This window comes from Amycolatopsis roodepoortensis (genome assembly GCF_014873915.1).
GTDB classification, from domain to species: domain Bacteria; phylum Actinomycetota; class Actinomycetes; order Mycobacteriales; family Pseudonocardiaceae; genus Amycolatopsis; species Amycolatopsis roodepoortensis.
In genome coordinates this window covers 1,567,747-1,593,428 of the sequence record NZ_JADBEJ010000005.1, presented here as the reverse complement: position 1 = coordinate 1,593,428, position 25,682 = coordinate 1,567,747, and the positions used below count along the sequence as shown (strand labels likewise).

20 protein-coding genes are annotated in these 25,682 nt (G+C 70.4%); 8 read left to right on the top strand and 12 right to left on the bottom strand.

Annotated features, from left to right (window positions below):
• Window positions 1–127 precede the first annotated feature (127 nt).
• From H4W30_RS26790 to H4W30_RS26780, 3 genes are read left to right on the top strand one after another with little or no spacing between them, the layout of a single operon-like run.
• Window positions 128–805 carry a response regulator transcription factor gene (locus tag H4W30_RS26790; protein WP_007033550.1) on the top strand — a complete coding sequence of 226 codons (678 nt, stop codon included), beginning with the start codon at window positions 128–130 and terminating at the stop codon, window positions 803–805.
• Entirely contained in the window at window positions 802–1,929 is a 1,128-nt protein-coding gene (locus tag H4W30_RS26785; protein ID WP_192745370.1) for a sensor histidine kinase, read from the top strand. Before H4W30_RS26790 ends, H4W30_RS26785 begins: the two co-directional genes overlap by 4 nt.
• Window positions 1,930–1,955: 26 nt before the next feature.
• A complete protein-coding gene (locus H4W30_RS26780; RefSeq protein WP_192745369.1) occupies window positions 1,956–2,780 on the top strand; it encodes an aldo/keto reductase in 825 nt (274 codons plus the stop codon).
• Window positions 2,781–2,829: 49 nt separating this feature from the next.
• On the opposite strand, the gene H4W30_RS26775 is transcribed toward H4W30_RS26780, so the two are convergent.
• Window positions 2,830–4,431 carry a CehA/McbA family metallohydrolase domain-containing protein gene (locus tag H4W30_RS26775; protein ID WP_192745368.1) on the bottom strand — a complete coding sequence of 534 codons (1,602 nt, stop codon included), beginning with the start codon at window positions 4,429–4,431 and terminating at the stop codon, window positions 2,830–2,832.
• Window positions 4,432–4,509: 78 nt separating this feature from the next.
• On the opposite strand from H4W30_RS26775, the gene H4W30_RS44575 reads away from it, so the two are divergent.
• Window positions 4,510–5,055: a permease-like cell division protein FtsX gene (locus tag H4W30_RS44575; protein WP_192745367.1), complete on the top strand. Its 546-nt coding sequence runs from the start codon at window positions 4,510–4,512 to the stop codon at window positions 5,053–5,055.
• Between the two features lie 156 nt (window positions 5,056–5,211).
• Here the strand turns inward: H4W30_RS44575 and H4W30_RS26765 are convergent, their stop codons facing one another.
• A complete protein-coding gene (locus H4W30_RS26765) occupies window positions 5,212–7,323 on the bottom strand; it encodes a 3-hydroxyacyl-CoA dehydrogenase NAD-binding domain-containing protein (protein ID WP_192745366.1) in 2,112 nt (703 codons plus the stop codon).
• Window positions 7,323–8,555 (bottom strand): thiolase family protein, encoded by a 1,233-nt coding sequence (locus tag H4W30_RS26760; RefSeq protein ID WP_192745365.1) that lies wholly within the window; start codon window positions 8,553–8,555, stop codon window positions 7,323–7,325. The genes H4W30_RS26765 and H4W30_RS26760 overlap by 1 nt, the downstream gene beginning before the upstream one ends.
• Window positions 8,556–8,740: 185 nt before the next feature.
• Here H4W30_RS26760 and bla point away from each other — a divergent pair, with 185 nt between their 5' ends.
• Window positions 8,741–9,661 (top strand): class A beta-lactamase, encoded by a 921-nt coding sequence (bla, locus tag H4W30_RS26755; protein WP_192745364.1) that lies wholly within the window; start codon window positions 8,741–8,743, stop codon window positions 9,659–9,661.
• 88 nt (window positions 9,662–9,749) lie between these two features.
• Here bla and H4W30_RS26750 read toward each other — a convergent pair whose 3' ends face one another.
• The 6 genes from H4W30_RS26750 to H4W30_RS26725 all read right to left on the bottom strand — a co-directional run bounded on the left by H4W30_RS26750 (window position 9,750) and on the right by H4W30_RS26725 (window position 18,613).
• Window positions 9,750–10,337, bottom strand: coding sequence for a D-alanyl-D-alanine carboxypeptidase family protein (locus tag H4W30_RS26750; protein WP_192745363.1), 588 nt, complete (start codon window positions 10,335–10,337; stop codon window positions 9,750–9,752).
• 225 nt (window positions 10,338–10,562) lie between these two features.
• Window positions 10,563–12,176, bottom strand: coding sequence for an allophanate hydrolase (locus H4W30_RS26745; RefSeq protein ID WP_192745362.1), 1,614 nt, complete (start codon window positions 12,174–12,176; stop codon window positions 10,563–10,565).
• The gene (uca, locus tag H4W30_RS26740; RefSeq protein ID WP_192745361.1) at window positions 12,173–15,748 is read right to left on the bottom strand and encodes an urea carboxylase; all 3,576 of its coding nucleotides are present in this window, start codon (window positions 15,746–15,748) and stop codon (window positions 12,173–12,175) included. Before uca ends, H4W30_RS26745 begins: the two co-directional genes overlap by 4 nt.
• Window positions 15,745–16,356, bottom strand: coding sequence for an urea amidolyase associated protein UAAP2 (locus H4W30_RS26735; RefSeq protein ID WP_192745360.1), 612 nt, complete (start codon window positions 16,354–16,356; stop codon window positions 15,745–15,747). The genes uca and H4W30_RS26735 overlap by 4 nt, the downstream gene beginning before the upstream one ends.
• Window positions 16,353–17,135, bottom strand: a complete 783-nt coding sequence (locus H4W30_RS26730; protein ID WP_192745359.1) for a DUF1989 domain-containing protein — start codon at window positions 17,133–17,135, stop codon at window positions 16,353–16,355. The genes H4W30_RS26735 and H4W30_RS26730 overlap by 4 nt, the downstream gene beginning before the upstream one ends.
• An 11-nt stretch (window positions 17,136–17,146) precedes the next feature.
• The gene (locus tag H4W30_RS26725; protein WP_192745358.1) at window positions 17,147–18,613 is read right to left on the bottom strand and encodes an amino acid permease; all 1,467 of its coding nucleotides are present in this window, start codon (window positions 18,611–18,613) and stop codon (window positions 17,147–17,149) included.
• A 177-nt stretch (window positions 18,614–18,790) separates the two neighbouring features.
• On the opposite strand from H4W30_RS26725, the gene H4W30_RS26720 reads away from it, so the two are divergent.
• Window positions 18,791–19,447, top strand: a complete 657-nt coding sequence (locus H4W30_RS26720) for a TetR/AcrR family transcriptional regulator (protein WP_192745357.1) — start codon at window positions 18,791–18,793, stop codon at window positions 19,445–19,447.
• A 7-nt stretch (window positions 19,448–19,454) separates the two neighbouring features.
• Here H4W30_RS26720 and H4W30_RS26715 read toward each other — a convergent pair whose 3' ends face one another.
• The 3 genes from H4W30_RS26715 to H4W30_RS26705 all read right to left on the bottom strand — a co-directional run bounded on the left by H4W30_RS26715 (window position 19,455) and on the right by H4W30_RS26705 (window position 23,137).
• The gene (locus tag H4W30_RS26715) at window positions 19,455–20,720 is read right to left on the bottom strand and encodes a ribonuclease D (RefSeq protein ID WP_192745356.1); all 1,266 of its coding nucleotides are present in this window, start codon (window positions 20,718–20,720) and stop codon (window positions 19,455–19,457) included.
• Between the two features lie 68 nt (window positions 20,721–20,788).
• Window positions 20,789–21,505 (bottom strand): response regulator transcription factor, encoded by a 717-nt coding sequence (locus H4W30_RS26710; protein ID WP_034318331.1) that lies wholly within the window; start codon window positions 21,503–21,505, stop codon window positions 20,789–20,791.
• A 1,068-nt stretch (window positions 21,506–22,573) separates the two neighbouring features.
• The gene (locus H4W30_RS26705; RefSeq protein WP_185927011.1) at window positions 22,574–23,137 is read right to left on the bottom strand and encodes a DUF3000 domain-containing protein; all 564 of its coding nucleotides are present in this window, start codon (window positions 23,135–23,137) and stop codon (window positions 22,574–22,576) included.
• An 88-nt stretch (window positions 23,138–23,225) separates the two neighbouring features.
• Between H4W30_RS26705 and hemE the strand changes: the two genes are divergently transcribed.
• Window positions 23,226–24,299, top strand: coding sequence for a uroporphyrinogen decarboxylase (gene hemE, locus H4W30_RS26700; protein WP_192745355.1), 1,074 nt, complete (start codon window positions 23,226–23,228; stop codon window positions 24,297–24,299).
• Complete coding sequence (hemG, locus tag H4W30_RS26695; RefSeq protein WP_192745354.1) at window positions 24,296–25,675, top strand: protoporphyrinogen oxidase; 1,380 nt, start codon at window positions 24,296–24,298, stop codon at window positions 25,673–25,675. Before hemE ends, hemG begins: the two co-directional genes overlap by 4 nt.
• Window positions 25,676–25,682: the final 7 nt, after the last annotated feature.

Below are 25,682 nucleotides of genomic sequence, written 5' to 3'. Positions count from 1 at the left end.
GAAACATTTTGCAGGGCGCCGCTGCCTGTACGAGACGTCCACTGTGGTCCGCGCCCTGCGGAAGGTTTCCGTCAGCGCGCGACAGACCGATAAGGTCACTCTCAGGAATGTGTGGCAACGTAGGGTCGTGCGAATTCTGGTAGTCGAAGACGAAGAACCCCTCGCCGACGCGATCGCACGCGGCCTGCGGCGCGAGGGCATGGCGGTGGACATCGCGCTCACCGGTGACGACGGGCACGAGAAGGCCGCCGTCACCCGGTACGACGTCGTGCTCCTCGACCGCGACCTGCCCGGGATGTCCGGCGACGACCTGTGCCGCGAGATCGTCGCGTCCGGCGAGCTGACGCGCGTCCTGATGCTCACCGCGAGCAGTTCCGTTTCGGACCGCGTCGACGGGCTTTCCCTCGGCGCCGACGACTATCTCGCCAAACCGTTCGCCTTCCCCGAGCTCGTCGCGCGTGTGCGGGCGCTCGGCCGCCGCGCGACCCCGGCCGCGCCGCCGCTGCTGACTTCGGGTGACGTCGAACTGGACCCGGCGAGGCGGACCGTCCGCCGTGCGAGCGGCCCGGTCGAGCTGACCCGCAAGGAGTTCGGCGTGCTCGAGGTGCTGCTGTCGGCCGCCGGTTCGGTGGTCAGCAGTGAAGAACTGCTCGAACGCGTGTGGGACGAGAACGCCGACCCGTTCACCACCACCGTCCGGGTCACCGTGATGACGCTGCGCAAGAAGCTCGGTGAGCCGGGCATCATCGAGACCGTCGTCGGCTCCGGCTACCGGGTGCCGGAGCAGGGGACCGCACGCGGGTGAACCTGTCCGGTGCCCGCAGCCTGCGCGCGCGGGTCACGCTGCTCGCGACCGGGCTGGTGGCACTGGTCAGCCTCCTGTTGCTCTGGCTGACCTGGAACCTGGTCGGCGACGCGGTTTCCGCCGTCCCGCGGCTGCCGCCGGGCACCACGGTGCGGGTCGACGGCGTCGACGTCGACGCATCCGCGGTCACCGAGCATCTGCGGGTGTACGCCAGGAACCGGGTACTCCTCTTCGGTGCGGTCGCGTTCTGTTTCGTCGTGCTGGCCGCCGGGATCCTCGCGTGGACGTTCACCGCGCGGGTCCTGCAACCGCTGCGCGAGATCACTGGTACCGCGCGGCGTCTGTCTATCGAATCGATGGGCGAGCGGATCGGCGAGGTCCGCACGAAGGACGAACTCGCCGAACTGGCCGAGACGTTCGACGACATGCTCGACCGGCTGCAGGCCGCGTTCGACGCGCAGCGGCATTTCGTCGCGAACGCCAGCCACGAACTGCGGACGCCACTCGCGGTCATCCGCACCGAACTCGACGTCACCCTCGCCGACGAGCACGCGGACGAAGCCGAATTACGCCGGATGGCGGGTGTGGTCCGCGACGCGACCGAACGGGCCGAGCGACTGGTCGGTTCGCTGCTGCTGCTCGCGCGCACCGACGGCGCCGGCCTCGTGGCCAGGGAACCGGTCGATCTCGCGGTGATCGTCGCGACCGCTTGGCGCGCGGCGCGGCCGGACGCGGAGAAACGCGGTCTCCGCGCCGAATTCGCGACTCAGGGCGCGCCGACGTTCGGTGATCCGGCGCTCCTGGAACGCATCGCGGGAAACCTGCTGGAGAACGCCGTGCGGCACAACGTCGACGGTGGCTGGCTGGACGTCGTCACGCAGGCGGGTCCACAGTGGTCGGTGCTGCGGGTGCGGTCTTCGGGCGGATTGCTGGATCCGGCCGCGGTCCCCGAACTGTTCGAGCCGTTCCGCCGCGCCGGCGTCGCCAGGACCGCCCGCACCGGCGCCGGGCTGGGGCTTTCGATCGTGCGGGCCGCCGTCCAGGCGCACGGGGGCACGGTGTCCGCGGAACCCGTTGTGGGCGGCGGTCTTTCGGTGACCGTGCACCTGCCCGCTCTGCCCTGACCCCCGGCTGGGGTTACTGTTCGACCATGGTCCCCAGTATTCGGCTGAACAACGGCACGTCCCTCCCGCAGCTCGGGTTCGGGGTGTACAAGATCGGCGACGACGAGGTCGTGGACGCGGTCCGCACCGCCATCGAGGCGGGTTACCGGGCCGTCGACACCGCGACCCTGTACGCCAACGAACGCGGAGTCGGCGAGGCCGTCCGCACCAGCGGGCTGCCCCGCGAGGAACTGTTCGTCACCACGAAACTGTGGAACACCGAGCACGGCTACGACTCGGCGTTGCGCGCCTTCGACACCAGCCTCGGCGAGCTCGGTCTCGAGTACGTCGACCTGTACCTGATCCACTGGCCGCTACCCGCGCAGGACAAGTACGTGGAAACGTGGCGGGCGCTGGAAAAGATCGCCTCCGACGGCCGGGCGAAGGCGATCGGCGTCTCGAACTTCCAGATCCCGCATCTGGAGCGGCTGATCGAGGAGACCGGGATCGTCCCGGCGGTGAACCAGATCGAATGCCACCCGTGGCTGCAGCAGCCGTTGCTGCGGGACTTCCACGAGAAGCACGAGATCGTCACCGAGGCGTGGGGTCCGCTGGCGCGCGGCGGGGACCTGCTCGCCGACGAGAAGATCACCACGATCGCGGAGAAGCACGGCAAGACGCCGGCGCAGGTCGTGCTGCGCTGGCATGTGGAGATGAACCATCTGGTGATCCCGAAGTCCGTCACACCGGAACGGATCAAGGAGAACATCGACGTCTTCGACTTCGCGCTCGACGCGCACGACGGCGCCGCGATCGCGACCCTCGAGCAGGGAAAGCGGCTGGGCCCGGATCCGGACACCCTCGGCTCGTGAGTGGTAAGGACGGTTCTAACCGTCCTTACCACTCACGAGGCCCAAGGGGTTACCGCACGTCCACGAAGATCGGGTTCCCGTAGAGCCACAGGTCTTCGAACGGGTTCGACTGCCCGACCACGTCGGCGCTCGGTTCGATCTCGCCTGCCACGTGCTTCTTGCCGTCGGTGCCGCGCGTGCGCACGAAGAACGGCTCACGCACGTTGCGGAACGTGTGCCGGAAGGCCACCCGCCGCCCCGGCGCCCACCGCGGCTCGAAGGACCGCACGACCCGCGTGCCCGGGGCGGTCTGCGTGTCCCGGTCGGCGGCCGGGCCGGTCACCGGGCCCGAAACGAGGTCGAGCCGCGCGAGCCGGGGGATCGTGCCGCCGCCGTTCGGCCGGGCGGCCAGCTTCGCCGAGACGACGACCGTGACGTCGGATCCGCGCCGGACCCGCAGCCTGCCGCCCATCGTCGCCGAGCTCCACCCGCTGTACGCGCCGAACTCCAGCTCCTGCGCGAGCCCGCCGTGGACCACCCAGACGCGTCCCGCACGCAGGCCCTCCAACACGCCTTCGTGGCTTCGGCGCGACACACCGACGACGGTCCGGCTGAACTCGGCGGGCGCGAAGTCCGCGTACGGGGGCAGAGTCTGCGGGACGCCGGTGTCGATCGGGTCCGGGTAGGCGCCGTGCTCGTCGTAGTAGCCGTCCGGGACGCCGGGCCGGACGTGGGTGTCGCCGCGGTTGTAGTGCGAGTCGGAGTTGCTGGTGATCCACCACGGCTTTCCTTCGGCCAGCAGCGAATCCCAGAGCCCGCCGACAGTGGCGGTGCTCCAGTCGAAGCCGCCGTAGGTGCGGTAGGCCGACGCGGGGAAACCCGGCCACGAGTTCGAACCGGGGGAGTTGCCGTACCCGCCGCGCGCGCCGCCGCCGCTCCCGAGCGGCTTCGGGAAGCCGTCGGCCTGGGCGCCCGGCGCGCCTTCCATGCCGATGACGATCCCGGGCGCGGCGTCGCGCAGCGCCCGGATCTCGTGCGGGGCGATCCGGCCGTTGCGCAGCGGATGGTTGACGACCACCACCGGCGCGTGGATCCGGCGGGCCCGCTCTTCGGCGGCGAGCCAGCGGATCGCCGCGACGGCCAGCGCCTCGTTGTCCGGGGTGCCGGGCTCGGTCCCGGTCAGCCGCCAGTCGAAGGTGCGCTCGAACTCCCGCAGCTTCGCGGCCTGGTTCGCACCCGCCTGGAAGAACAGCGTGGCGTGCTCGGCGCCCGGCACGTTCCACTCCATGCCCTGCCACAGCAGGAGATCGGGGTGCTCGCGCTGTGCCGCCCGGATGGCGGCGTCCGTGCGCTCCACCGACGACTTCTCGTGCGCGGCGTGACCGTGATCGGTGATCACCGCCCAGTCCGCCCCGTGGCGGCGCGCGTCGACGGCGATTCCGTCCACTGTGTACATCGCGTCGTAGGAGTACTGCGTGTGGATGTGGTGATCACCCACCAGCCACCGGTAGCGGTCCCGGCCGAAGAGCAGGTCGACATCGATGTCGAGGTTCAGGTCGAGGGCTTCCGCCGGGGCGGTGGCGGCGAGCGGGGCACCCGCGGCCGCCGCGGACACGAGGCCCGCGCGCTTGAGGAATCCGCGGCGGTCGACGCCGGGCTTTTCGCTGTTCACCGGCGGCACGGTAAAGAGCCCGGCTGAACGGGTGATGTCCGGACGGCGAATGAACCGCGCCGTGTGATGATCGTCCCTGTGGAACAACCGGAACGGACACCCAAGGCACCGCGGCGGTTGCTCTGGGTGCTCGGAGTCGTCGCGGTCCTGGTCGTCGCCGCCGTCGTGACGACGGCCGTCGTCGTTCTGAACCGGGTCACCGATCCGCCCGCCCCGGCGGCGTTGCCACGGGACACCGTGCCCGTTCCGCTGGGGGAGCGGGAACTCTGCGGGCTCCGGCTGGCGATGTTCATCGACGCCGACGAGCACATGAACACCGCTGCCCAGGCCCTCCGGGGCGATCCGAAGGCCCGCCGGGTGTTCACCGAAACCAAGGCGCAGGCGTACGAGCGGTTCAAGAAGCTGTTCGCGAACAAGCCGGAGTTGCTGGAGAACGCGACACCGGATGCCCTGCCGGCGGCCGTGCATCTGGTCCCCGTCGCCGGAACCGACGTCGAAGCGTGGGCGAACGAGCTGCGACAGCGGTTCCCCGAGGCGAAGGACATCGACGTGCTCGACCCCGCGCGGATCGCCGCTCAGCTGACGACCACGCCGCCACCCTGCCCGCCATCGGGCGAAGGCTGACAGCCCGTCTCCCCGGGGGATGGCCGGGGAGACGAACCTCCGGGCCCGGAGACAAGGTTTCACGAAACCGCAGTCGATCGCCACAGAATCCGCGGAAAACGTGAAAGGCCACCGCCTGCGATCAAGGGATCGCCGACGGTGGCCTTTCGTCGAGGCTCAGGAGAGCGGCACGCTCGCCACGCCCGGGGCCAGGAACGGCTTGCCGTTGACCTTCTCGGACACACCCGCCCGGTCCAGGTACGGCGTGATGCCGCCGAGCCAGAACGGCCAGCCCGCGCCGAGGATCAGGCACAGGTCGATGTCCTGCGCCTCCGCGACCACGCCCTCGTCGAGCATGATCCGGATCTCCTCCGCGATCGCGGCCAGCGCGCGGTCACGCACCTGCTCGGACGTCGACGGCGAGTCGCCCTGCTGCCAGAGCTCGGCCACCTCGGGGTCGACGGTGGCGTTGCCGTGAGCGTCCCACTGCCAGACGCCCTTCTTGCCCGCCTTCACGAAGCGGTCCAGGTTCTCGCTGACGGTGAACCGGTCCGGGAACGCCCCGTGCAGGGTCTCCCCGACGTGCAGGGCGATCGCCGGGCCGACGAGCTGCATCAGCGTCAGCGGCGTCATCGGCAGGCCCAGCGGCTCGAGCGCCTTGTCCGCGACGTCGAACGGCGTGCCCTCGTCGACGGTCACCAGCACCTCGCCGAGGAAACGCAGCAGCAGCCGGTTGACCACGAACGCGGACGCGTCCTTGACCAGCACGCTCGACTTCTTGAGCTGCTTGCCGAGCGCGAACGCCGTCGCCAGCGCGGCATCGTCGGTCTTCTCCGCGCGGACGATCTCCAGCAGCGGCATCACCGCGACCGGGTTGAAGAAGTGGAACCCGACCACGCGCTCCGGGTGCTTCAGCTGCGACGCCATCGCGGTGATCGACAGCGACGAGGTGTTCGTCGCCAGGATCGCCTCGGGCGAGACGTACTGCTCCAGGTCGGCGAAAACCTTCTGCTTGACGCCCAGCTCCTCGAACACCGCCTCGATCACGAAGTCGGCATCCGCGAACGCGGACTTGTCGAGCGAGCCGGTGACGAGCGCCTTCAGCCGGTTCGCGCCGTCCGGCGAGACCCGCTTCTTGGCCAGCAGCTTGTCGATCTCACCGTGCACATAGGACACACCCTTGTCGACGCGTTCCTGGTCGACGTCGGTGAGCACCACCGGCACCTTGAGACGGCGGACGAACAGCAGCGCCATCTGGCTGGCCATCAGGCCCGCGCCGACGATGCCGACCTTGTTCACCTTGCGCGCCAGCGACTTGTCCGGCGCGCCCGCCGGCCGCTTGGCGCGCTTGTTGACCAGGTTGAACGAGTACAGCCCGGCGCGCAGGGTGTCGTCCATCAGCAGTTCGGCGAGCCCGTCGGTCTCGGCCGCGTAGCCGCGGTCCAGATCGTTCTCGCGGGCCAGCGCCAGCAGCTCGACGGCCTTGGTCGCGCCGGGGGACGCGCCCTTGGTGCGTCCGTCCACAATGGACTTGGCGCGGGCGATCGCGGCGTCCCAGCCCGCGCCGCGGTCGATCTCGCGACGGGCGGGGGTGATCTCGCCGTTGACGACCTTCGCCAGCCACAGCAGGGACTGCTCCAGGTAGTCGGCCGAGCCGAAGACCTCGTCGACGATGCCGAGCTCCGCCGCCTGCGCGACCTTGAGCATCTTGTTCTGCGCCAGCGCGTTCTCGATGATCACGGTGACCGCGGCGTCCGGGCCGATCAGGTTCGGCAGCAGCTGCGTGCCGCCCCAGCCCGGGAACAGGCCGAGGAAGACCTCGGGGAACGCGATCGCGGCGGTGTTCTCCGACAGCGTGCGGTAGTGGCAGGAGAGCGCGAGTTCGAGCCCGCCGCCCATCACCGCGCCGTTGACGAATCCGAAGGTCGGGATCTCCGATTCGGTGAGCCGCCGGAACACGTCGTGCCCGGTCTGCGCGATCTCCCGCGCCAGCGCGGGATCCGCGACCGCTTCGACACCGGAAAGGTCGGCGCCGACGGCGAAGATGAACGGCTTGCCGGTGACCGCGATCGCGGCGGGTTCCGCGGCGAAGGCGGCGTCGATCGCGGCGTTGAGGCTCACCAGGCCCTGCGGGCCGAAGGTGTTGGGCCGGGTGTGGTCGTGGCCGTTGTCCAGGGTGATCAGGGCGACCGGCTTGTCGAGACCAGGCACCTTCACCAGCCGCGTGACCGCGTTCGTGACGACCTCGTCGGGGAAGGCGGCTTTCGCCTGCTCAGCGGTGAAAGTCATTACTTCGCCCCCTCAAAGGCCGGGTTCTCCCAAATAACGGTGCCGCCCATGCCGATGCCGATGCACATGGTGGTCAGGCCGTAGCGCACGTCGGGGCGCTCGGCGAACTGACGCGAGAGCTGCGTCATCAGCCGGACGCCGGAGGAGGCGAGCGGGTGACCGCAGGCGATCGCGCCACCCCACTGGTTGACGCGGGGGTCGTCGTCGGCGATGCCGAAGTGGTCGAGGAACGCGAGCACCTGGACGGCGAACGCCTCGTTGATCTCGAACAGGCCGATGTCGTCGATCGACAGGCCCGTGCGCTTGAACAGCTTCTCGGTGGCCGGGACCGGGCCGATGCCCATGACCTCCGGCTCGACGCCGGCGAAGGAGTAGCCCACCAGGCGCATGCCGATCGGCAGGCCGAGCTCGCGGGCGGTGTCCTCGTCGGCGAGCAGGGCCGCGGTGGCGCCGTCGTTGAGACCGGCCGCGTTGCCCGCGGTGATCCGGCCGTGCGGGCGGAACGGCGTCTTCAGCCCGGCGAGCTGCTCGACGGTGGTGCCGGGGCGCGGCGGCTCGTCCTCGGTCGCGAGACCCCAGCCGAGTTCCTTGGACCGGGTGGCGACCGGGACCAGCTCGGGGCCGATCTTGCCGGTCTTCACGGCCTCGGCGTACTTCTCCTGGCTGCGCGCGGCGAAGGCGTCGGTGCGCTGCTTGGTGATCGCCGGGAACCGGTCGTGCAGGTTCTCCGCGGTCTGGCCCATTACGAGCGCCGTCGGGTCGACGAGCTTGTCGGCGATGATGCGCGGGTTCGGGTCGACGCCCTCGCCCATCGGGTGACGGCCCATGTGCTCGACGCCGCCGGCGATCGCGATGTCGTACGCGCCGATGCCGATCCCGCTCGCGGTCGTGGTGACCGCGGTCATCGCGCCCGCGCACATCCGGTCCAGCGCGAAGCCGGGCACCGACTTCGGCAGACCGGCCAGCAGCGCGGCGGTGCGGCCGATGGTCAGGCCCTGGTCCCCGATCTGGGTGGTGGCGGCGATCGCCACCTCGTCGACGCGCTCGGGCGGCAGCCCGGGATGCCGCCGCAGCAGTTCACGGATGGCGTTGACGACGAGATCGTCGGCACGGGTGCCGGCGTACATACCCTTTTCGCCTGCCTTGCCGAAGGGCGTTCGCACCCCTTCGACGAAGGCGACATTGCGTACCGACCGCGCGTTCGGCGCGAGCGGTGTTGCTCCTGCGGCCACGAATGCTCCTGAAGTTGAGGTAGTCCTGACCGCACCCTAGTCCCGGTTACCGGCCGGTAACCAGGATGGTGGCCCGGTCGAGTGGGCGAAGGCACACTCCCGGGGTCACCCGCCTCGGCCGCTTGGCCGATCCGGGGGCGGTGGGGAAGTTGCTATGTTCGAAGTGATCAGGGGGAGGGATCACGATGAACTCGCCGGGGCCGGCCGTCACCCGTCGCGCGCTGCTGGGGATGGCGGTCCTCGCCTCGCTGGCCGCCTGCACCCGGGGGAATCAGCCCGCGCCGCCGACGCCTGCTCCTCCGCCACCACCCACGACGCGTCAGTTCCACGACCGGTTGATGGAGCTGGAGAAGAAGTTCGACGCCAGGCTGGGCGTGTACGCGGTCGACACCGGAGGCGGCGCCACGGTCGAGCACCGGGCCGACGAGCGTTTCGCGTTCTGCTCGACGTTCAAAGGGGTGGCCGCGGCCGCGGTCCTGCAGCGAAATCCGTTGTCGCATCTGGAAACCCGGGTCGAATACTCGCGGGACGACCTGATGAAACACGCCCCGGTCACCGGGCGGCATGTCGCCACCGGCATGACGATCCGCCAGCTGTGCGATGCCGCCATCCGGTTCAGCGACGGCACCGCGGGCAACCTGCTGCTGCGGGACCTCGGCGGTCCCGCCGAACTGACGGCGTTCACGCGCAGCCTCGGCGACACCGTCACGCGGATGGACCGGGTCGAACCGGCCATCACCGAAGCGACGCCGGGCGACCTTCGCGACACGACGACTCCGCGCGCCTTCGCCGCCGTCTACCGGGAGATCGTGCTGGGTGACACGCTGACGGCCGACAAACGGGACTTCCTGCGCGATCTCTTCCAGCGCAACACCACCGGCGCCCAGCGGATCCGCGCCGGCCTGCCGTCCGGCTGGACCGTCGCCGACAAGACCGGGACCGGCGAGTACGGCACGCTGAACGACATCGCCGTCGTGTGGCCGCCGGACAAGGCACCGATCGTCGTCGCGATCATGTCCAGCAAGGCGACCAAAGACGCTCCGTACGACCAGGCGCTCCTCGCCGAGGCCGCGAAGTACGTCGCCGAAACCCTGGCCAAGGCGTAACTCGCGTGATTGAAGGCGTAACTCGCGTGTCTGGACGAGTTACGCCTTCAATCACGCGAGTTACGCGTCCAATCACGCGAGTTACGCGCTAGTTGCCGGTGGCGCTGGGGAGCAGGGCGGGGCAGCCGGCGGTCTTGTAGGCCGGGTCGTACTCGAAGTGCCACTTCTCGTTGTCGTAGCGGCGGCACCAGCCGAGCGCGCCGCCGTTCTTGTCCACCCACGCGGCCGAGTTCAGCGGCTGGATGTCGACGGCGATTCCCTTGACGTGCATGGACGTCTCCGGCTGCAGTGCCCATTTCTTGGCCTGCTCCACGGAGCCGAACCGCTCGACGGCCTTGTCGAATTCGCGCTGCTGCTGGGCCCGGCTGCGTTTGCCGTCGTTCACGCAGAGCGTGATGTTCTGCTCTTTGGCCTTGGCGCGCAGGGCGTTCCACGCTTCGATCACGTCCGGGCGCATGCCGAAGGTCTCTTCGTCGACATAACGCTTGTCGACGGCGCACGTCGGGCCGGACTCGGGTCCGGGGACCTCTTCGAGGACCGCGAGCGCCTGCCCGGTCACCTGCTTGACGGCGAAGCCGGTGGCGCCCAGCGTCACCATCGCGGCCACGACGAGTCCCAGCGCCGCGAACACGCTGATCACGGTCCGGCGGCTGGAGGTGGATGTGGTCGGCACCACCCCGAAGCTACCCAGCGTTCGGCGGGGCGCCAGGGTTTGTGAGGTTGTTCCCAGAACGCCTCGGGAAGCCAACCGAATCGGAAAGTCCAGGTGGAGGGCGGGGTTGCGAAAGCCACTTTCGCAACGTTCCTGCGGGGCTGTCGGCGGCTGGGTGTCGCGAAAGCCACTTTCGCGACGTCTGACGTCCTGAAAGTGGCTTTCACGACGCGTCCGGCGAGGCTCGACTCAACGGCTCAAGTACCCGAGCCACCCGCCGTACGACGTGATGTCCTCGGCGCCCTCCACCGCGCCAGGCTCGCACACGAACCCGGACACCTCGCCCCCGTCGGCCAGCCGCACCTTCCCGATCGCCAGTGGCGCCGGAACGCCGGCGACGAACTCCCCGAAGCCCGCGAGCGGCAGGTCCCACACCTCGGCCTCGATCGCCGCGCCGCCCGACGCGACCCGGACGAGACCGGGCTTCGGCGGCACGGTGCCCAGCGCGAACAGCCGGTACTCCGCCGCGGTCGGCCCCGCCGCCACGAACCGGCCACCCCGCGAGGTCAGTTCGTGGTTCAGCGGCTGCCCGCGCAGATGGGCGCCGACGACGGCGATCCGCGTCCGACGCGGCACCGTGCGGGCGACGTCGGCGAGGATCCGATCGGCGTAGGCGGCACCGACCAGCATCACCCCGAACGGCAGGCCGCCCACGGCCCCGGCGGGTACGGCCAGTGACGACAGGCCCAGCAGGTTCGTCGAGTTCGTGAACCGGCCCAGCCGGGCGTTCACGCCCAGCGGATCGGCCTCGACGTCGGCGATCGTCGGATGTTCCGTCGTGGTTGGCAGCAGCAGGCAGTCCACAGTGGACAAAACAGCCGACGCTTCCCGCGAAAGATCCCCGAGCGTCGCGAGGTCGGAGAACAACCGGTGCGCCGGGATGTCCCTGGCCGCGCCGATGATCCGCCGCACGGCCGGATCGACGGCGTCCGGGTGCGCGTCGACGAACTCACCGACCGCCGAGTACCGCTCGGCCACGAACGCGCCCTCGTACAGCAGACGCGCCGCGGCCAGGAACGCCGATATGTCGACAGTGACCAGTTCGGCGCCCGCGTCACGGAACTCGTGAGCCGCCGCGGAGAACGCCTCGGCCCATCCGTCCTGGAGCGGCCCCAGCTCGGACGGCACGCCGATCCGGAAAGGGCGGTTCAGCACGAGAAGGTCCCGCGGCTCGCTCAGGCAGGCGAACGCCGCCGTCGCCTCGTCGACCGTCCGCGCGAACACGGTCACGCAGTCGATGCTCGCGCACGCCGGCACGACACCGGTCGTCGGCAGCAGTCCGCGCGTCGGCTTCAGCCCCACGATCCCGTTGAACGCCGCCGGTACCCGGCCGGATCCGGCGGTGTCGGTGCCCAGCGCGAGATCCGCGATCCCGAGCGCCACCGCGACCGCCGACCCCGAACTCGACCCGCCCGAAACGTACGCCGGATCGATCGCGTTCCGGACCGCGCCGTGCGGGCTGCGCGTGCCGACCAGCCCGGTCGCGAACTGGTCCAGATTGGTCGTGCCCAGGATCAGCGCCCCGGCCGCGCGCAGCCGCGCCACCACCGGCGCGTCCTCGGCGGGCGAGTAGGCGTACTCGGGGCACGCCGCCGTCGTCGGCAGCCCGGCGACGTCGATGTTGCCCTTCACCGCGGCGAGTTTCCCGTACAGCGGCAAGGATTCCCCCGCCGCGCGACGGGCTTCCAGCTTCTCCGCGTCGGCGAGGACGTCTTCCTCCGGGCGCAGGCCGATCCAGATCTCGGGCCGGTCGACCCGCGCGATCCGGTGGTACGCGGCGCGCACCCGCTCCGGCACGCTCATCCCGCGCTCCTTCCCAGTACCACCAGCGGCGTGCCGGGGGCGACCTGATCGCCGGGCGAGACGAGCACCTCGACGACCTCCCCGGCGGCGGGCGCGGGGATCCGCGCCTCGGTCTTCATCGCTTCGAGGATCACCAGCGTCTCGGCCGCGTCGACCTTCTTGCCCGGCTCGACGTCCACCCGCCAGACGGTCGCGGCGAACGGTGCCTCGACGACATGTCCACCGGGCGGCGCCTCGACCTTCGTGGTCGGGACCTTGGCGCCGACGGGTTCCGGCCGCGGGTCGAATTCGCCAGCGGCCGCCCAGGCCTGCCGTTCCGCCTCGAACGCCGCGCTCTGCTTCGCCCGGAAAGAGGCGATGTCGTCGGCGTTGTCGGCCAGGAACCGCTCGTGGTCGGCCAGCGCGAACTCGCCGTCGGTGATGTCGAGTTCCAGTTCTCCCGCCGAGCTCTGTGCCCGCAGGTCGAGCAGTTCCTCGGCGGTCACCGGGTACCACGAGATCCGGTCGAAGAAGCGCAGCAGCCACGGCGAACCCGGTTCGAACGACCCGCGTTGCCGCCAGCCGCTCCACACCTGCACGGTCCGCCCGACGAACTGGTACCCGCCGGGGCCTTCCATCCCGTAGATGCACAGGTACGAGCCGCCGATGCCGACCGAGTTCTCCGCGGTCCACGTGCGGGCCGGGTTGTACTTCGTGGTGACCAGCCGGTGCCGCGGATCCAGCGGGGTGGCCACCGGCGCGCCGAGGTAGACGTCGCCGAGCCCTAGCACCAGGTACTCCGCGTCGAACACCGTGCGGTAGACGTCGTCCACACTGGACAGACCGTTGACCCGGCGGATGAACTCGATGTTCCACGGGCACCACGGCGCGTCGTCGCGCACGCCCGCCATGTACCGCTCGATCGCCTCGCGCGTCGCCGGATCGTCCCAGGACAACGGCAGCCGCACGGTCCGGCTCGGCACCACGAGATCCGCGGTCCGCGGCAGGTCGTGCTCCACCTCCTGCACGAGGCCGAGCAGTTTCGGCACCGGGAGCACGTCCGGGTCGACGTGCACCTGCAACGAACGGATGCCCGGGGTCAGGTCGACGACACCGCCGCCGCCCTCGAGTCCTTCTCTGGTCAGCCGATCGGCCAGCGCGTGGACCCGCATCCGCAGGGCAAGGTCGAGCTTCATCGGCCCGTACTCGATCAGCAGGTTGTCGTCGCCGCTGCGCCGGTAGGTGACCTCGGGGTTCTCGTCCGATGTGGACAGACGGCCGAGGATGCCACCGTCGTCGATCGGCTTGCGGCTCGCCTTGACCGCCGTGCTCGGCGCGATTCGCAAAGAGCCCGCGTGCTCGGTCGTGATCGGCACGAAACGCACGGTGTCGCCCGGCCGCAGCTGGCCGAGTTTCCACCGCTGCCCGGTCACCACGGTCGCCGGGCAGACGAACCCGCCGAGGCTCGGCCCGTCCGGGCCCAGCAGGATCGGCAGGTCGCCGGTGTAGTCGACGGCACCGATCGCGTACGGCGTGTCGTGGATGTTCGACGGGTGCAGACCCGCCTCGCCGCCGTCCTCCCGGGCCCAGCGCGGCCGGGGCCCGACCAGCCGGACACCGGTCCGGGCGGAGTTGAAGTGCACCTCCCAGTCGGTGGCGTAGAACGTTTCGACGTCGTCCGAGGTGAAGAACTCCGGCGCCGCATGCGGTCCCTCCGCCGCGCCGATCTCCCAGTGCGTCGCGAAGACCGGGCGTTCGGCCTCGGGAACGGGGCCCGCGACCCCCTGCTCCGGAAGAGGGCCGGGGTAGAGGACGTCCCCGGCCGCCAGCGCGCGCCCGCCATGCCCGCCGAAACCGCCGAGCGTGAACGTCGCCGCGCTGCCCAGGAAGTCCGGCACGGCGATCCCGCCGCGGACGAGCACGTACGCGCGGAGCCCGGCGGTCCCGGTGCCGACGTCGAGCACTCCGCCCGCGGGGATCTCGACCGGCGTCCACTGTGGAACAGGGGAGCCGTCGACGGTCGCCGGCGACGGCGATCCCGTGACGCAAACGATTGCGTCGTCGGTGAACCTCAGCGAGACACCGTCCACAGTGCACTCCAGGCCCGCCGCGCCTTCGGGATTGCCCAGCGCGCGGTTGCCCAGCCGCAGGGACAGGTCGTCCATCGGCCCGTTCGGCGGGACACCCACGTGCCAGAATCCCAGCCGCCCCGGCCAGTCCTGGACGGTGGTCATCGTGCCGCCGCGCAGAACCTCGATCCGCGGTTCGGGGTCGGCGATCGTGTCGAGGGTCGCGGTGTCGTGGGTGACCTCGTGCAGCCGCCGATCCGCGGCGGCCGCGCGCAGCTGACCGAGGTTCGTCCGGACGCCGTCCACCCGGCTTGCGCCGAGCGCCTCACCCAGCGCGGACAGCGCCTCGGCCCGGTCCTCGCCGGCGGTGATCACCTTGGCGAGCAACGGGTCGTAATGCGTCGTCACGTTCGCTCCGGCTTCGACCCAGGTGTCGACCCGGACGCCGTCGGGGAAGTCGGCGCGGGTCAGCAGGCCCGCGCTCGGCCGGTGCCCGGCGGCGGGGTCCTCGGCGTAGACCCGTGCTTCGACGGCGTGCCCGCGCGGTGAGGGCGTGGTCGCGAACATCCCGGTGTCGCCGTCGGCGAGCCGGAGCATCCACGCGACCAGGTCGATCCCGTACACCGCCTCGGTGACCGGATGCTCGACCTGAAGCCTCGTGTTGACTTCGAGGAACGCGGCCTCTTCGCGGACCGGGTCGTAGATGAACTCGACCGTCCCGGCAGACCGGTAGCGCACCGAAGCGCAGAGGCCGACGGCCGCCGAGACCAGTTTCTCCCGCACCGCTTCGGAAAGTCCCGGCGCGGGGCACTCCTCGAGCACCTTCTGATTGCGCCGCTGCAGCGTGCAGTCCCGCGTGCCCAGCGCCAGCACCTCACCCGCGCCGTCGCCGAACACCTGGACCTCGACGTGCCGCGCACGGGTCACGAGCCGTTCGAGGAACACGCCCGAGGTCGAAAAGCTCTTGGCCGCGATACTCTGCACCGCTTCCCAGGCGTCGCGCAGTTCGGTGGCGGAGGCGCAGGCGCGCATGCCGATTCCGCCGCCACCACCGGTGGCCTTGAGCATCACGGGATAGCCGATCTCCGCCGCTGCGGCTTCGGCGTCGGCCAGGGTGTTCAGCAGACCGGTGCCCGGCAGCAGCGGAACGCCCGCCTCGACGGCTTTTTCCCGTGCGGTGTGCTTGCTGCCGAAAACCTCCAGATGCTCCGCGGCGGGACCGGCGAACCGGATCCCGGCCGCTTCCACGGCCCTGGCGAAAGCGGCGTCCTCGGACAGGAAACCGTAACCGGGGTGGATCGTGTCCGCCCCGGTCTTCAACGCGGCTTCGATGATGGCGTCGGCGAGGAGGTAGCTCTCCCTCGCCGGCGCCGGGCCGAGCCGGACGGCTTCGTCGGCGAGCCGTACGTGCGCGGCCGTACGGTCGGCGTCGGAGTGGACGGCGACCGTCGGAATGCCCATCTCCCTTGCCGTCCGGATGATCCGGACCGCGATTTCCCCCCGGTTGGCGACGAGCAGCTTCACGCGTCACCGCCGGTGACGATCATCCGGACCGGCGTCGGGTCGAAGCCGTTGCACGGATTGTTGATCTGCGGGCAGTTCGACACCAGCACCAGCACGTCGGTTTCGGCGCGCAGCTTGACCTCCAGGCCGGGCGCCGAGATACCGTCGACGATGCCGAGCGTGCCGTCCTTTTCCACCGGCACGTTCATGTACCAGTTGACGTTGCTGACCAGATCCCGTTTTCCGAGACCCCATTTGGCGCCCTCGGTCAGGAAGTTCTCGACGCAGGCGTGCTGGTACCGCGTGTGCTGGCCGTAGCGGAGGCTGTTGGACTCCTTGCTGCAGGCGCCGCCGATCGTGTCGTGCCGCCCGCAGGTGTCCTCGACGACGGTCAGCAGCGGTGCGCCCTCACCGGTGCGCAGCACACTGCCGGTGGTCAGGAAGATGTTGCGCTGTGCGGCGATCGTGGCGGCCGCGCTGTATCTCTTCGCCGTGTCGGCGGCGTCGTAGCAGAGGAAGTCGACGGCCTGATTGCCGCCGAGGTCGATGATCGCGAGCGTCTCGCCCTTCCGCAGCACGGTGGAGTACGGCGCCCGCGCGGCGACCTCGGTGTCGGAGATGATCGTCATGCCAGGCCCCTTGCGGTGAGGTAGTCGGCGGTGTTCTCGAAGGCTCGCTGAGCTTCGGGTGACGCGGTCCATTCAGGACTGTCCGGTGTGGACGGCGTGGAGCGCTGGGCGAAGACGCGCAGCGGCGTGATCGGGGAGTCCGGGCGCGGGTCGAGCGGGTGTGGCACGTTGGCGATCAGGACGATCACCGGGAGTTCGGTGCGCAGGACCACGGATTTGCCGGGGCCCGCCGAGCCGGTGAACGTCAGCCCGCCGTCGGTCTCGACGTGGACGCCCTGGAAGAAGGACAGGCTCGGCGGGAGATCGCGCGGGGTGAGGCCGTGTTTTGCGGCGGCCAAGGTGAACAGCTTCATGCCGTCCACAGTGGACGTTCCGCAGAGGGCGTCGTGCTTGCCGCTCTCGTCGGTGACGACGGTCGCGAGCACCCGGGCCTGGTCCGAAAGCAGTGCGATCGCCTCGCCGAGATAGGCGTTCCACTGGACCTTCACCGTGTCCGCGACGTTCAGCCGTTCCCAGGGCTGGTCGGCGTTGTACAACAGCACGTGCGCGCAGGCGTCGCCCTCGACGTCGGTCAGCCGCAGCTCGGTGCCGCGGGCGAGGACCTTGTGGGTGTAGCCGCCGCCGGCGACGGTCTCGGCCCAGACCAGTTTCGCCGGGTCGATCCCGGGCGGCGGGTCCGGCCAGGTGGACGCCGGGATGGCCGGCATCGCTTCGGTCACCGTGCCCGCCTGGGCACGCGCGTGGTCGCGAGCGCCGTACGTGGTCGATGTCGTGCTCATGGAACCTTCCTTCAGGTCGCGGGGATGGGAACCGTGGTGAGCGCGGAGCGGCGGCGCCAGCAGAGGTAGCCGGTGAGCAGCGCGGCGCCGACGAACTCGATCGGGAACAACCGGACCCAGACGGAACCGGTGCCCGCCAGGTCGTAGATCTCGGCTCGTGGCCAGGCGATGTTGACGATCATCATCGCGCCGTACCCTACTGCCGCGATGTTGACCGGAATAGCCCATCGTCCCAGGGAGAAATGGCCGGGTTCGGCGCTGAACCGGCCTTGACGGCGCCGGACCAGGAGCGGTCCGGTCACCAGGAGATAGGCCAGATAGACCACGACCACCGAAGTGCCGGTGATGGTGCTGAAGATGGTCGGATTCCCCAGGTTCAGCAGCAGGAGCCCGATGGCGAGCAGCCCGGACAGCACGGCGGGCGCGATCGGCGTCCCGGTGCGGGCGTTCACCGCGGAAAGGCGTTTGGCGCCGGGGAGCGCGCCGTCGCGGGCCATCGAGTAGATCAGCCGGACCGTGCCGGTCTGGATGGTCAGGGTGCAGACGACGACCGCGATCGCGACGTCGGCGAGGAAGACCCGGCCGAGGGTGTCGCCGAAGACGGCCGTGATCACATACGGCAGGCCTTTCCCGGCGAGCTGCCCGTCGGTCAGGCTCGGTGCCGCCATCAGCGCGGTGATGACGACGGCGAGGCCGCCGACCCCCGAGATCAGCAGTGCGCGAAGCACGGCACGCGGGGCGATGCGGCGGGCGTCCTTGGTCTCTTCGGCGACCGAGGCGGCGGTGTCGAAGCCGTACAGAACGTACGCGGCCATCAGCGCCGAAGCGAGGACGCCACCGGCTCCCGGGCTTTCACCGGCGGGCTGGAGCACGACCTGCGGGCCGCGGACGGCGAACAGCGCGAGACCGGCGATCAGCACCAGGACCCCGACGAGTTCGGCCCCGACCCCGATGTCGTTGATTCGCGCCATGAGCCGTACGCCGCCCGCGTTGATCGCGGTGGTGAGGACGATCAGCAGGGTGCCGAGCAGGACCGCGTTGCTGGCGCCGGTCGGGGAGGTGATCGCCGGATCCCCGCCGACGAGCTGGAACCCGCTCCAGACCGACGGGAGGACGACCTGCAGCGCGATCGCGGCGCCGGCGAGGGCCACGACGCAGCCCACCAGCATCATCCAGCCGGCGAGCCACCCCGCGAATCCGGGGGAGAGGTGTTTCGCCCACTGGTAAACCGATCCGGCCAGCGGAAATCGGGCGGCGAGTTCGGCGAAGTTGAGCGCGACGAGCAATTGCCCGGCGATCACCAGCGGCCATGTCCAGAAGAAGAGCGTGTCGCCGAAGGAATAGCCGAAGGCGAACAGCTGGAACACCGTCGTAAGGATGGAAACGAAGGAGAAACCGGCGGCGAAGGCGGAGAAACCGCCCAGTGTACGGCGAAGTTCTTGGCGGTACCCGAAGGCGGAAAGGTCCTCGGAGGGCATTGCGGAGGCTCCTGTCTCAAGGGCCGGATTTCGATCGGCTGACCGAAATTAAGCGCGTGCGGGAACCTTCCGATCTCCGCCGGGTAAGCGCGGTGTTAACAGATACCGGATTCGGTAACCTGGGCCGACCGCCGGACGTAACAAAGATCTTCGCGGAGAAATGGCAGGATCGGATAGATGACGAAAACGACCGGGGTGGGCAGGCCGAGAGCCAGCGGCGCCGCCGCGAGCAAACAGGAGGCGCGGCTCGCCGTCTTGGACGCGGCGGGGGAGTTGTTCACCGGTGCCGGGTACGCGGCGACGACCACCCGGGCCATCGCCGAACGCGCCGGGCTGCGCCAGGCGTCGCTCTACTACCACTTTCCGTCCAAAGAGGACATTCTCGCGGCGCTGCTGGAGGACACCGTCCGGCCGTCACTGGACGTCGCGGGCGGGCTGTCGGCCAAGCTCGCGCCGGTCGGCACGCGGCTGTGGGCGCTGGCCTACGCGGACATCCACCTGCTCGGGAGCGCGCGGCACAACCTCGGCGCCCTGTACCTGCTGCCGGAGATCTCGTCGCCGCGGCTGGCGCGATTCCGGGCCGAGCGGGCGGAGCTCAAACGCGTCTACGGCTCGCTCGTCGCGGCGGCCGGTGTTCCCGGAGACCTTCGCGGCATCCGGACCGACCTCGTGTTCGGGCTCGTCGAGAGCATCGCGATCGTCCGGCGCGACCAGCCGGATCTGGACGTCGAGGCGCACGCCGTCGAAGGGGCCGACGGCGTGCTGAGGCTCGCCGGTCTCGGGGAACCGGACACCGCACGGCGTGGGGCCGCGCGGGCGTTGCTGGAGGGCTGAAGCCGGGTCAGGCGGCGGTGGCGTGCAGTGCCTTGCTCAGCACCGCCACCGTCAGCTCGACCTGCCACGGCCGGGCGCCGCCGTCACGCAGGACCTGGGCGACCGAATCCTCGCTCAGGTCCGCGGGCGGACGCCAGCAGGTGCGGCGCACCAGCTCCGGCAGCAGCAGGTTCTCCACCGGCAGCCGCCGGTCCTCCGCGATCGCGGACAGCGCCGCGCGGGCGGCCGAAAGCCGGGCGGCGGCGTCGGGATCCTTGTCCGACCACCGGTTCACCGGCGGCGGTCCGTCGGTCTGCTGGGCGGGGGTCGGCAGTTCGTCGGCGGGGAGCGCGCGGGCGGCCTGCAGATGCCGCAGCCAGCTCGCGGTGTACTTGCGCTGGACCCGGCCGCTGAACACCGGCAGCGCCTGCAGCTGCTCGACGGTCTTCGGGTCCGCGGTGACGGCGTTGATGATCGCGCTGTCGGGCAGGATCCGGCTCGGCGCGCGGTCGCGTTTGCGGGCGAGCTCGTCGCGCGCCTGCCACAGTTCGCGCACGGCGGCGAGGCCGCGGGCGCTGCGGATCTTGTGCACACCGGACGTCCGGCGCCACGGCTCGGCCCTCGGTGCGGGCGGCGGCGCGGTGCGGACGGCCTCGAACTCCTGCTGGGCCCATTCGAGCTTGCCCTGGGCGGCCAGGTCGGCTTCGAGTTTCTCGCGCAGCTCGATGAGCAGCTCGACGTCGAGGGCGGCGTAGTTCAGCCAGTCGACGGGAAGCGGACGCTTCGACCAGTCGGCGGCGCTGTGGCCCTTCTCCAGCTGGTAGCCGAGAAGGAGCTCGACGAGGGTGCCGAGGGCGACCCGTTCGTACCCGGCGAGCCGTCCGGCGAGTTCGGTGTCGAACAGGCTCTTCGGACGCAGGTCGAGTTCGGCGAGGCACGGCAGGTCCTGAGAGGCTGCGTGCAGCACCCATTCGGCGTTGTTGAGCACTTCCGCGAGGGGTTCGAGCTGCCCTTCGAGCGGAATGGGGTCGATGAGGAAGGAACCGGCACCTTCGCGGCGCAGCTGCACGAGATAGGCCTTCGGCCAGTATCGGTAGCCGGACGCGCGTTCGGTGTCCACGGCGATGGCCCCGCTGCCGCCCGCGATCTTCACGCAGGCTTCGGCGAGGGCGGTCGCGTCGGCGATCACCGGTGGAGTGCCCTCGGCGGGCTCACGCAGCAGGACCGGTCCACCGGTGTCGTCGGTGCCGGTCTTCGGGTCCGTCTGCGGTTCTCCGGGTCGGTCGCCTTCCATAGGTGAAGACCCTACGGGACGAGCGGGCCGCGCCTGGTCCGCCCGCCCCGCAGGGCTGTTCGCCTTTGTCAGCGGATCACGCCGGCACGCATGGCCAGCGCCACCATCTGAGCCCGGTCACCCGTGCCGAGCTTGCGCCCGATGCGGGAGAGGTGAGACTTCACCGTGAGAGCGGAGAGGCTGAGTTCCTCGCCGATCTCCTTGTTGCTCTGGCCGTCGGCCACGAGCTGCAGCACCTCGACCTCGCGCGCCGAAAGCTCGCGCGGGGTGTTGTCGGTGCCCGCGACCCGGGTGCCGGTGGCCAGGACCGGTGCGACGCTCGGGTCCGCGTAGACGCCGCCCTCGAGCACCCTGCGGACGCCGTCGGTCACCACGACCGGCGAAGCCGACTTGAGCAGGTATGCCTGGGCGCCGGCCTGGAACGCCGACCTGACCGCGTACGGGTCGTCTGACGAAGCGAGCACCACTACTCGAGGCCAGCCGTGGCTACGGAGTTCCGTAACCAGCTCGATGCCGCTGCCATCCGGCAGTCCGAGATCGAGGATCGCCAGGTCACAAGGCCCGGTGGCCTGTGCTCGCGCCCTCGCCTCGGCCACCGTGGCGGCCTCGTGGACGGTGCCCGCACCCATCTGTGCGAGTCTTGCTGAGATTGCCTCCCTCAACAGCGGGTGGTCATCGACCACCAACACGGAAAAAAGCTCTTCCCGCGGGTGCGGAACCATGCTCGCCGGCAATGAACCGGCTGGCGTGGATCGGACGGCCTGAGAAATGCCGACGGTAGCCACGTCACTACCTCCCTGGAGTCGGTCGTGCCCCCCGACCGGCACCGGGACTTTCGGCCGTTTAGCCGCGCCAGCTTTAGACCGAAAGTGGTGTCGTCGATGGCACTGTAGCCGCCCTGAGGCCTTCGCGGGGGGATCGAATGGGTATCTATCTCAAACCAGTGGTCACTCAGGGAGTTCGTAGTAACACGATCGGGCTAGTACACAGCCGGTGGCTAACACATCGCCGAAAGAACGCGATGGACTTGAGTTACCGGGGCGCGACCGACTGTGCAGATGGGGCGTGCACCTGCCGGTGCCTCTGCCCGGGAGCCTCGCCGGGCGGTGCGGCGGGAGCCGGAAAGCGGCTCCGGCATGGGGCTTGATCAACTTCGCGGAGCGTCATGATCGCTCCGCTCGGTGACAGTGACGGTGACGCTCCGGAAGCGTCTCGGGGTGCTCGCGGGCGGATGCGATCTTGTTGCTGACGGTGACAGCCGGGTTAGCACGAACGGGGTGGTCCAGACCTCTGAGCGACCGGCTCCGCGCAGGTGGGAGCTGGTCTAGTCCAGATGGCCGCCAAGCGACCTTCGGGGGCGTACGGACGCTCTGAGGGGCTCGCGAATGGCTCAAGCGAAGCCTCCTGCGGCCGCTTCGTGAGCGTTGCGGCTGTCCGTGAAGGCCTCCTTGCCTACCTAGAGGGCAGGGATGGAGGCCTTCACGGATCTGGCGGGGAGAGCAAGGGACCTTTAGTGCCGCTAGCTTTCCTAGCGACGCTAGATGGCCGCCGATCGCAATATAACCCGAATGCTATGTCTCGATTGATGGGAATCCGGCGTGTCGGCACCGTGGCCGACGCGCTCACAGGGTCGAAGCGGCTCAGGAGGCCTGGCGCGCGCTGTACGTGAGGCGCTCGAGCGAAGTACATGAAGGCCCCTTCCTGTACCTAGGCGCAAGGAAGGGGGCCTTCATGTACTGGGGAAGGTGTGAAGGTCGAGTTTCCTCGGCTGAGCCGAGGGAAGGGGGCCTTCACGCGCTCTCGTGTGACCGGTGGTGCTACTGAGGCTCGAGGTGGTGTCCGAGACCCTGGGATCAGGACGACTGGCGCTGCTCGAACAGCGTCACACCGACCGGCGGTAGCCCCACGACACTCGCCATCACCTGGCAGAACGCCTGCCCATGCGGCCGCAGCGCGGCGTCCGTCGGCGTCCAGGACGCCCGGAGTTCCAGATCGTCGGTGCGCGCGGGACCGGAGATGTCGCCGAAGCGGGCCGAAGACGTCTCGGTGACCGTGCCGCCCAGCGCCGTCCACTCCGCGCCGGAGCTTTCCAGCGCGTCGGTCAGCCACGACCAGCCCACGGCGGGCAGGAAGGGATCGGTCGCCAGTTCCCGGTCGAGTTCCGCGCGGACGTACATGACCAGCCGCAGGACCCCGTCCCAGCCCTCTTGGCCGTCGGGGTCGTGCAGCAGCACGAGCCGTCCCGACGCCAGTACGTCCGCCGGTCCTTCGACCTCGCAGCTCACCGCGTAGGACCACGGGGCGAGGCGCTGCGGCGGGCGCATCGTCTCCAGCCGCACCTCCGGACGGGGCCGGACCGATTGCAACGCCGCGACGGCTTCACGGAAGAGATCGGGTACTGACGTCATCGCGGTCACCAACCGACTGTAAGACGCGATCGTCCGGTTCGGGGCGCAGGCGCGCCGAGAGTAAGGCCTCCGAGCGCACATGGCACCATGAACCGTGATGTCTCCTTCAGTTGCTTCTCCCGCGCAGACCGTCCCGGCGGCCCGTCGCGCCCTGTCCGGTGCGCCGTTCCTGGCCGCCGCGCGCGGCGAACGCCCGGCTCACACCCCCGTGTGGTTCATGCGCCAGGCGGGCCGGTCGCTGCCCGAGTACCGGGCGCTGCGCGAGGGCACCTCGATGTTCGAAGCCTGCTTCGACCCCGAGATGCTCGCCGAGATCACGCTCCAGCCGATCCGCCGTCACGGCGTCGACGCGGCCATCCTCTTCAGTGACATCGTCGTCCCGCTCAAGGCGGCGGGTCTCGACATCGACATCGTCGCGGGCACCGGCCCGGTCGTCGCCGAGCCGATCCGCGACGCCGCGGGCGTGCGCGCGCTGCCGGTGCTGGAGCCGGAACAGGTGGAGCGGGTCGCTGAGGGCGTCGGGCTGCTGGTCGGGTCGCTGGGCGAGACACCGCTGATCGGGTTCGCGGGCGCGCCGTTCACCCTGGCCTCGTATCTCATCGAGGGCGGGCCGAGCCGCAACCACGAGCACACCAAGGCGCTCATGCACTCCGAGCCCCAGCTGTGGCACGACCTGGCCGGGCGTCTCGCCGACATGGCGATCACCTTCCTGTCCGCGCAGCTCGACGCCGGGTCCGACGCGATCCAGCTGTTCGACTCGTGGGCGGGCGCGCTCTCGGAGCGGGACTACCGCGAGTTCGTCCTGCCGCATTCGGCGAAGGTCCTGTCCGCGGTCGCGCGTTACGGCGTGCCCCGGATCCACTTCGGCGTCGGCACCGGCGAGCTGCTGGTGGCCATGCGCGACGCGGGCGCCGACGTGGTCGGGGTCGACTGGCGCATCCCGCTCGACGAAGCCGTCCGGCGGCTCGGCGGCGGTGTCGTCCAGGGCAACCTCGACCCGGCGCTGCTGCACGCGTCCTGGCCGGTCCTCGAGGCCGAGGTCCGGCGCATCCACGCCGAGGGCCGCGCGGCCGACGGCCATATCTTCAACCTCGGCCACGGCGTGCTGCCCGGCGTCGACCCGGACGTTCTGACGCGCGTGGTCGGGCTGGTGCACGAGCTTCAGCCGTGAAGACGATCGCCGTCGTCGGTGGCGGCATCTCGGGACTGACCGCGGCGTACCGGCTGCGGACGCTGCTCGGTGAGGACGCCAGGATCGTCGTCTTCGAGGCGACGGACTCGCTCGGCGGGAAGCTCCGCACGGTCGAACTCGCCGGACAGCGCTACGACGTCGGCGCGGAGGCCTTCCTCGCCCGTCGTCCCGAGGCGGTCGCCCTGGTCCGTGAGGTCGGGCTCGGCGAAAGCCTCGTCCACCCCACCAAGGCCCGCGCCAAGATCCACGCCGGTGGTTCCGTGCTCGGCCTGCCGCCGGGCACGGTCATGGGCGTTCCCGCCTCGGCCGACGCGGTCGCCGGAGTGCTGTCGGAGAAGGGGCGCGCCCTGGTCGAGGCCGAGGCTTCGCTGTCTCCGCTGAAACTGCCCGCGGAGGACGTGCCGCTCGGCGAGCTGCTGCGCGAGCGGTTCGGCGACGAACTCGTGGACCGGCTCGTCGACCCGCTGCTCGGCGGGGTCTACGCCGGGGGAGCGGACGGGCTCGGGCTGCGCGCGACCATGCCCGGTCTCGCGTCCGCGATCGATCGCGGAGCGACTTCGCTCACCGAAGGCGCCGCCTCGCTCATCCCCGCCTCGCCGAGTACGGCTCCGGTCTTCGGCACTCTCCTGGGCGGACTCGGGACACTGATCGCCCGGCTCGCGGAGCTGTCCCGCGCCGAGATCCGGACCGGGACCACGGTGACGGCGCTCGAGCGCACCCCCACCGGCTGGAAGGTCGGCGACCTCGACGCCGACTCCGTTGTTCTCGCCGTCCCGGCGCCATCGGCACGACGGCTGCTCGACGGTGTCGCGGGAGTGGCCTCGACGGTGTTCGGCAAGATCGAACTCGCGTCGATGGCGGTGGTCGCGCTCGCGCTCCCGCCGGGGACCGCGTTGCCGGAGTCGTCCGGCGTGCTGATCGGCGCGGGGGAGCGGGACGCGGCCGGGAAGCCGTTCGCCGCCAAGGCGTTCACCTTCTCCTCCCGCAAGTGGGCGCAGTACGGCGAAGGCCCGGTGCTGGTGCGTGGCTCGGTCGGCCGCTTCGGCGAACCGGGGGCGCTGCACGCCGACGACGACGAACTCGTCCGCGTGGTCCGCGACGACCTGGCCCGGCTGACCGGGATCACCGCCGAGCCGATCGACACCCTGGTGACCCGCTGGGGCGGCGGGCTCCCGCAGTACGGCATCGGGCACCTCATCCGCGTCGAGCGGATCGAACGGGCCGTCACCGCCGTCCCTGGCCTCGCCGTAGCGGGTGCGACGCTGCACGGCGTCGGGCTCCCGGCGTGCATCGCCACCGCCGACGCCGCCGCCCGCCGCATCGCCGGGATCACACCGACCCACGAGGGCTCCTGAGCACCGG

Bases quoted from the DNA above. Each gene is read 5' to 3' on its own strand.
- H4W30_RS26780 (WP_192745369.1), top strand. From the start codon at position 1,956: ATGGTCCCCAGTATTCGGCTGAACAACGGCACGTCCCTCCCGCAGCTC.
- H4W30_RS26765 (WP_192745366.1), bottom strand. From the start codon at position 7,323: ATGACTTTCACCGCTGAGCAGGCGAAAGCCGCCTTCCCCGACGAGGTC.
- bla (WP_192745364.1), top strand. From the start codon at position 8,741: ATGAACTCGCCGGGGCCGGCCGTCACCCGTCGCGCGCTGCTGGGGATG.
- H4W30_RS26745 (WP_192745362.1), bottom strand. From the start codon at position 12,176: ATGAGCGTGCCGGAGCGGGTGCGCGCCGCGTACCACCGGATCGCGCGG.
- H4W30_RS26735 (WP_192745360.1), bottom strand. From the start codon at position 16,356: ATGACGATCATCTCCGACACCGAGGTCGCCGCGCGGGCGCCGTACTCC.
- H4W30_RS26730 (WP_192745359.1), bottom strand. From the start codon at position 17,135: ATGAGCACGACATCGACCACGTACGGCGCTCGCGACCACGCGCGTGCC.
- H4W30_RS26725 (WP_192745358.1), bottom strand. From the start codon at position 18,613: ATGCCCTCCGAGGACCTTTCCGCCTTCGGGTACCGCCAAGAACTTCGC.
- H4W30_RS26720 (WP_192745357.1), top strand. From the start codon at position 18,791: ATGACGAAAACGACCGGGGTGGGCAGGCCGAGAGCCAGCGGCGCCGCC.
- H4W30_RS26715 (WP_192745356.1), bottom strand. From the start codon at position 20,720: ATGGAAGGCGACCGACCCGGAGAACCGCAGACGGACCCGAAGACCGGC.
- hemE (WP_192745355.1), top strand. From the start codon at position 23,226: ATGTCTCCTTCAGTTGCTTCTCCCGCGCAGACCGTCCCGGCGGCCCGT.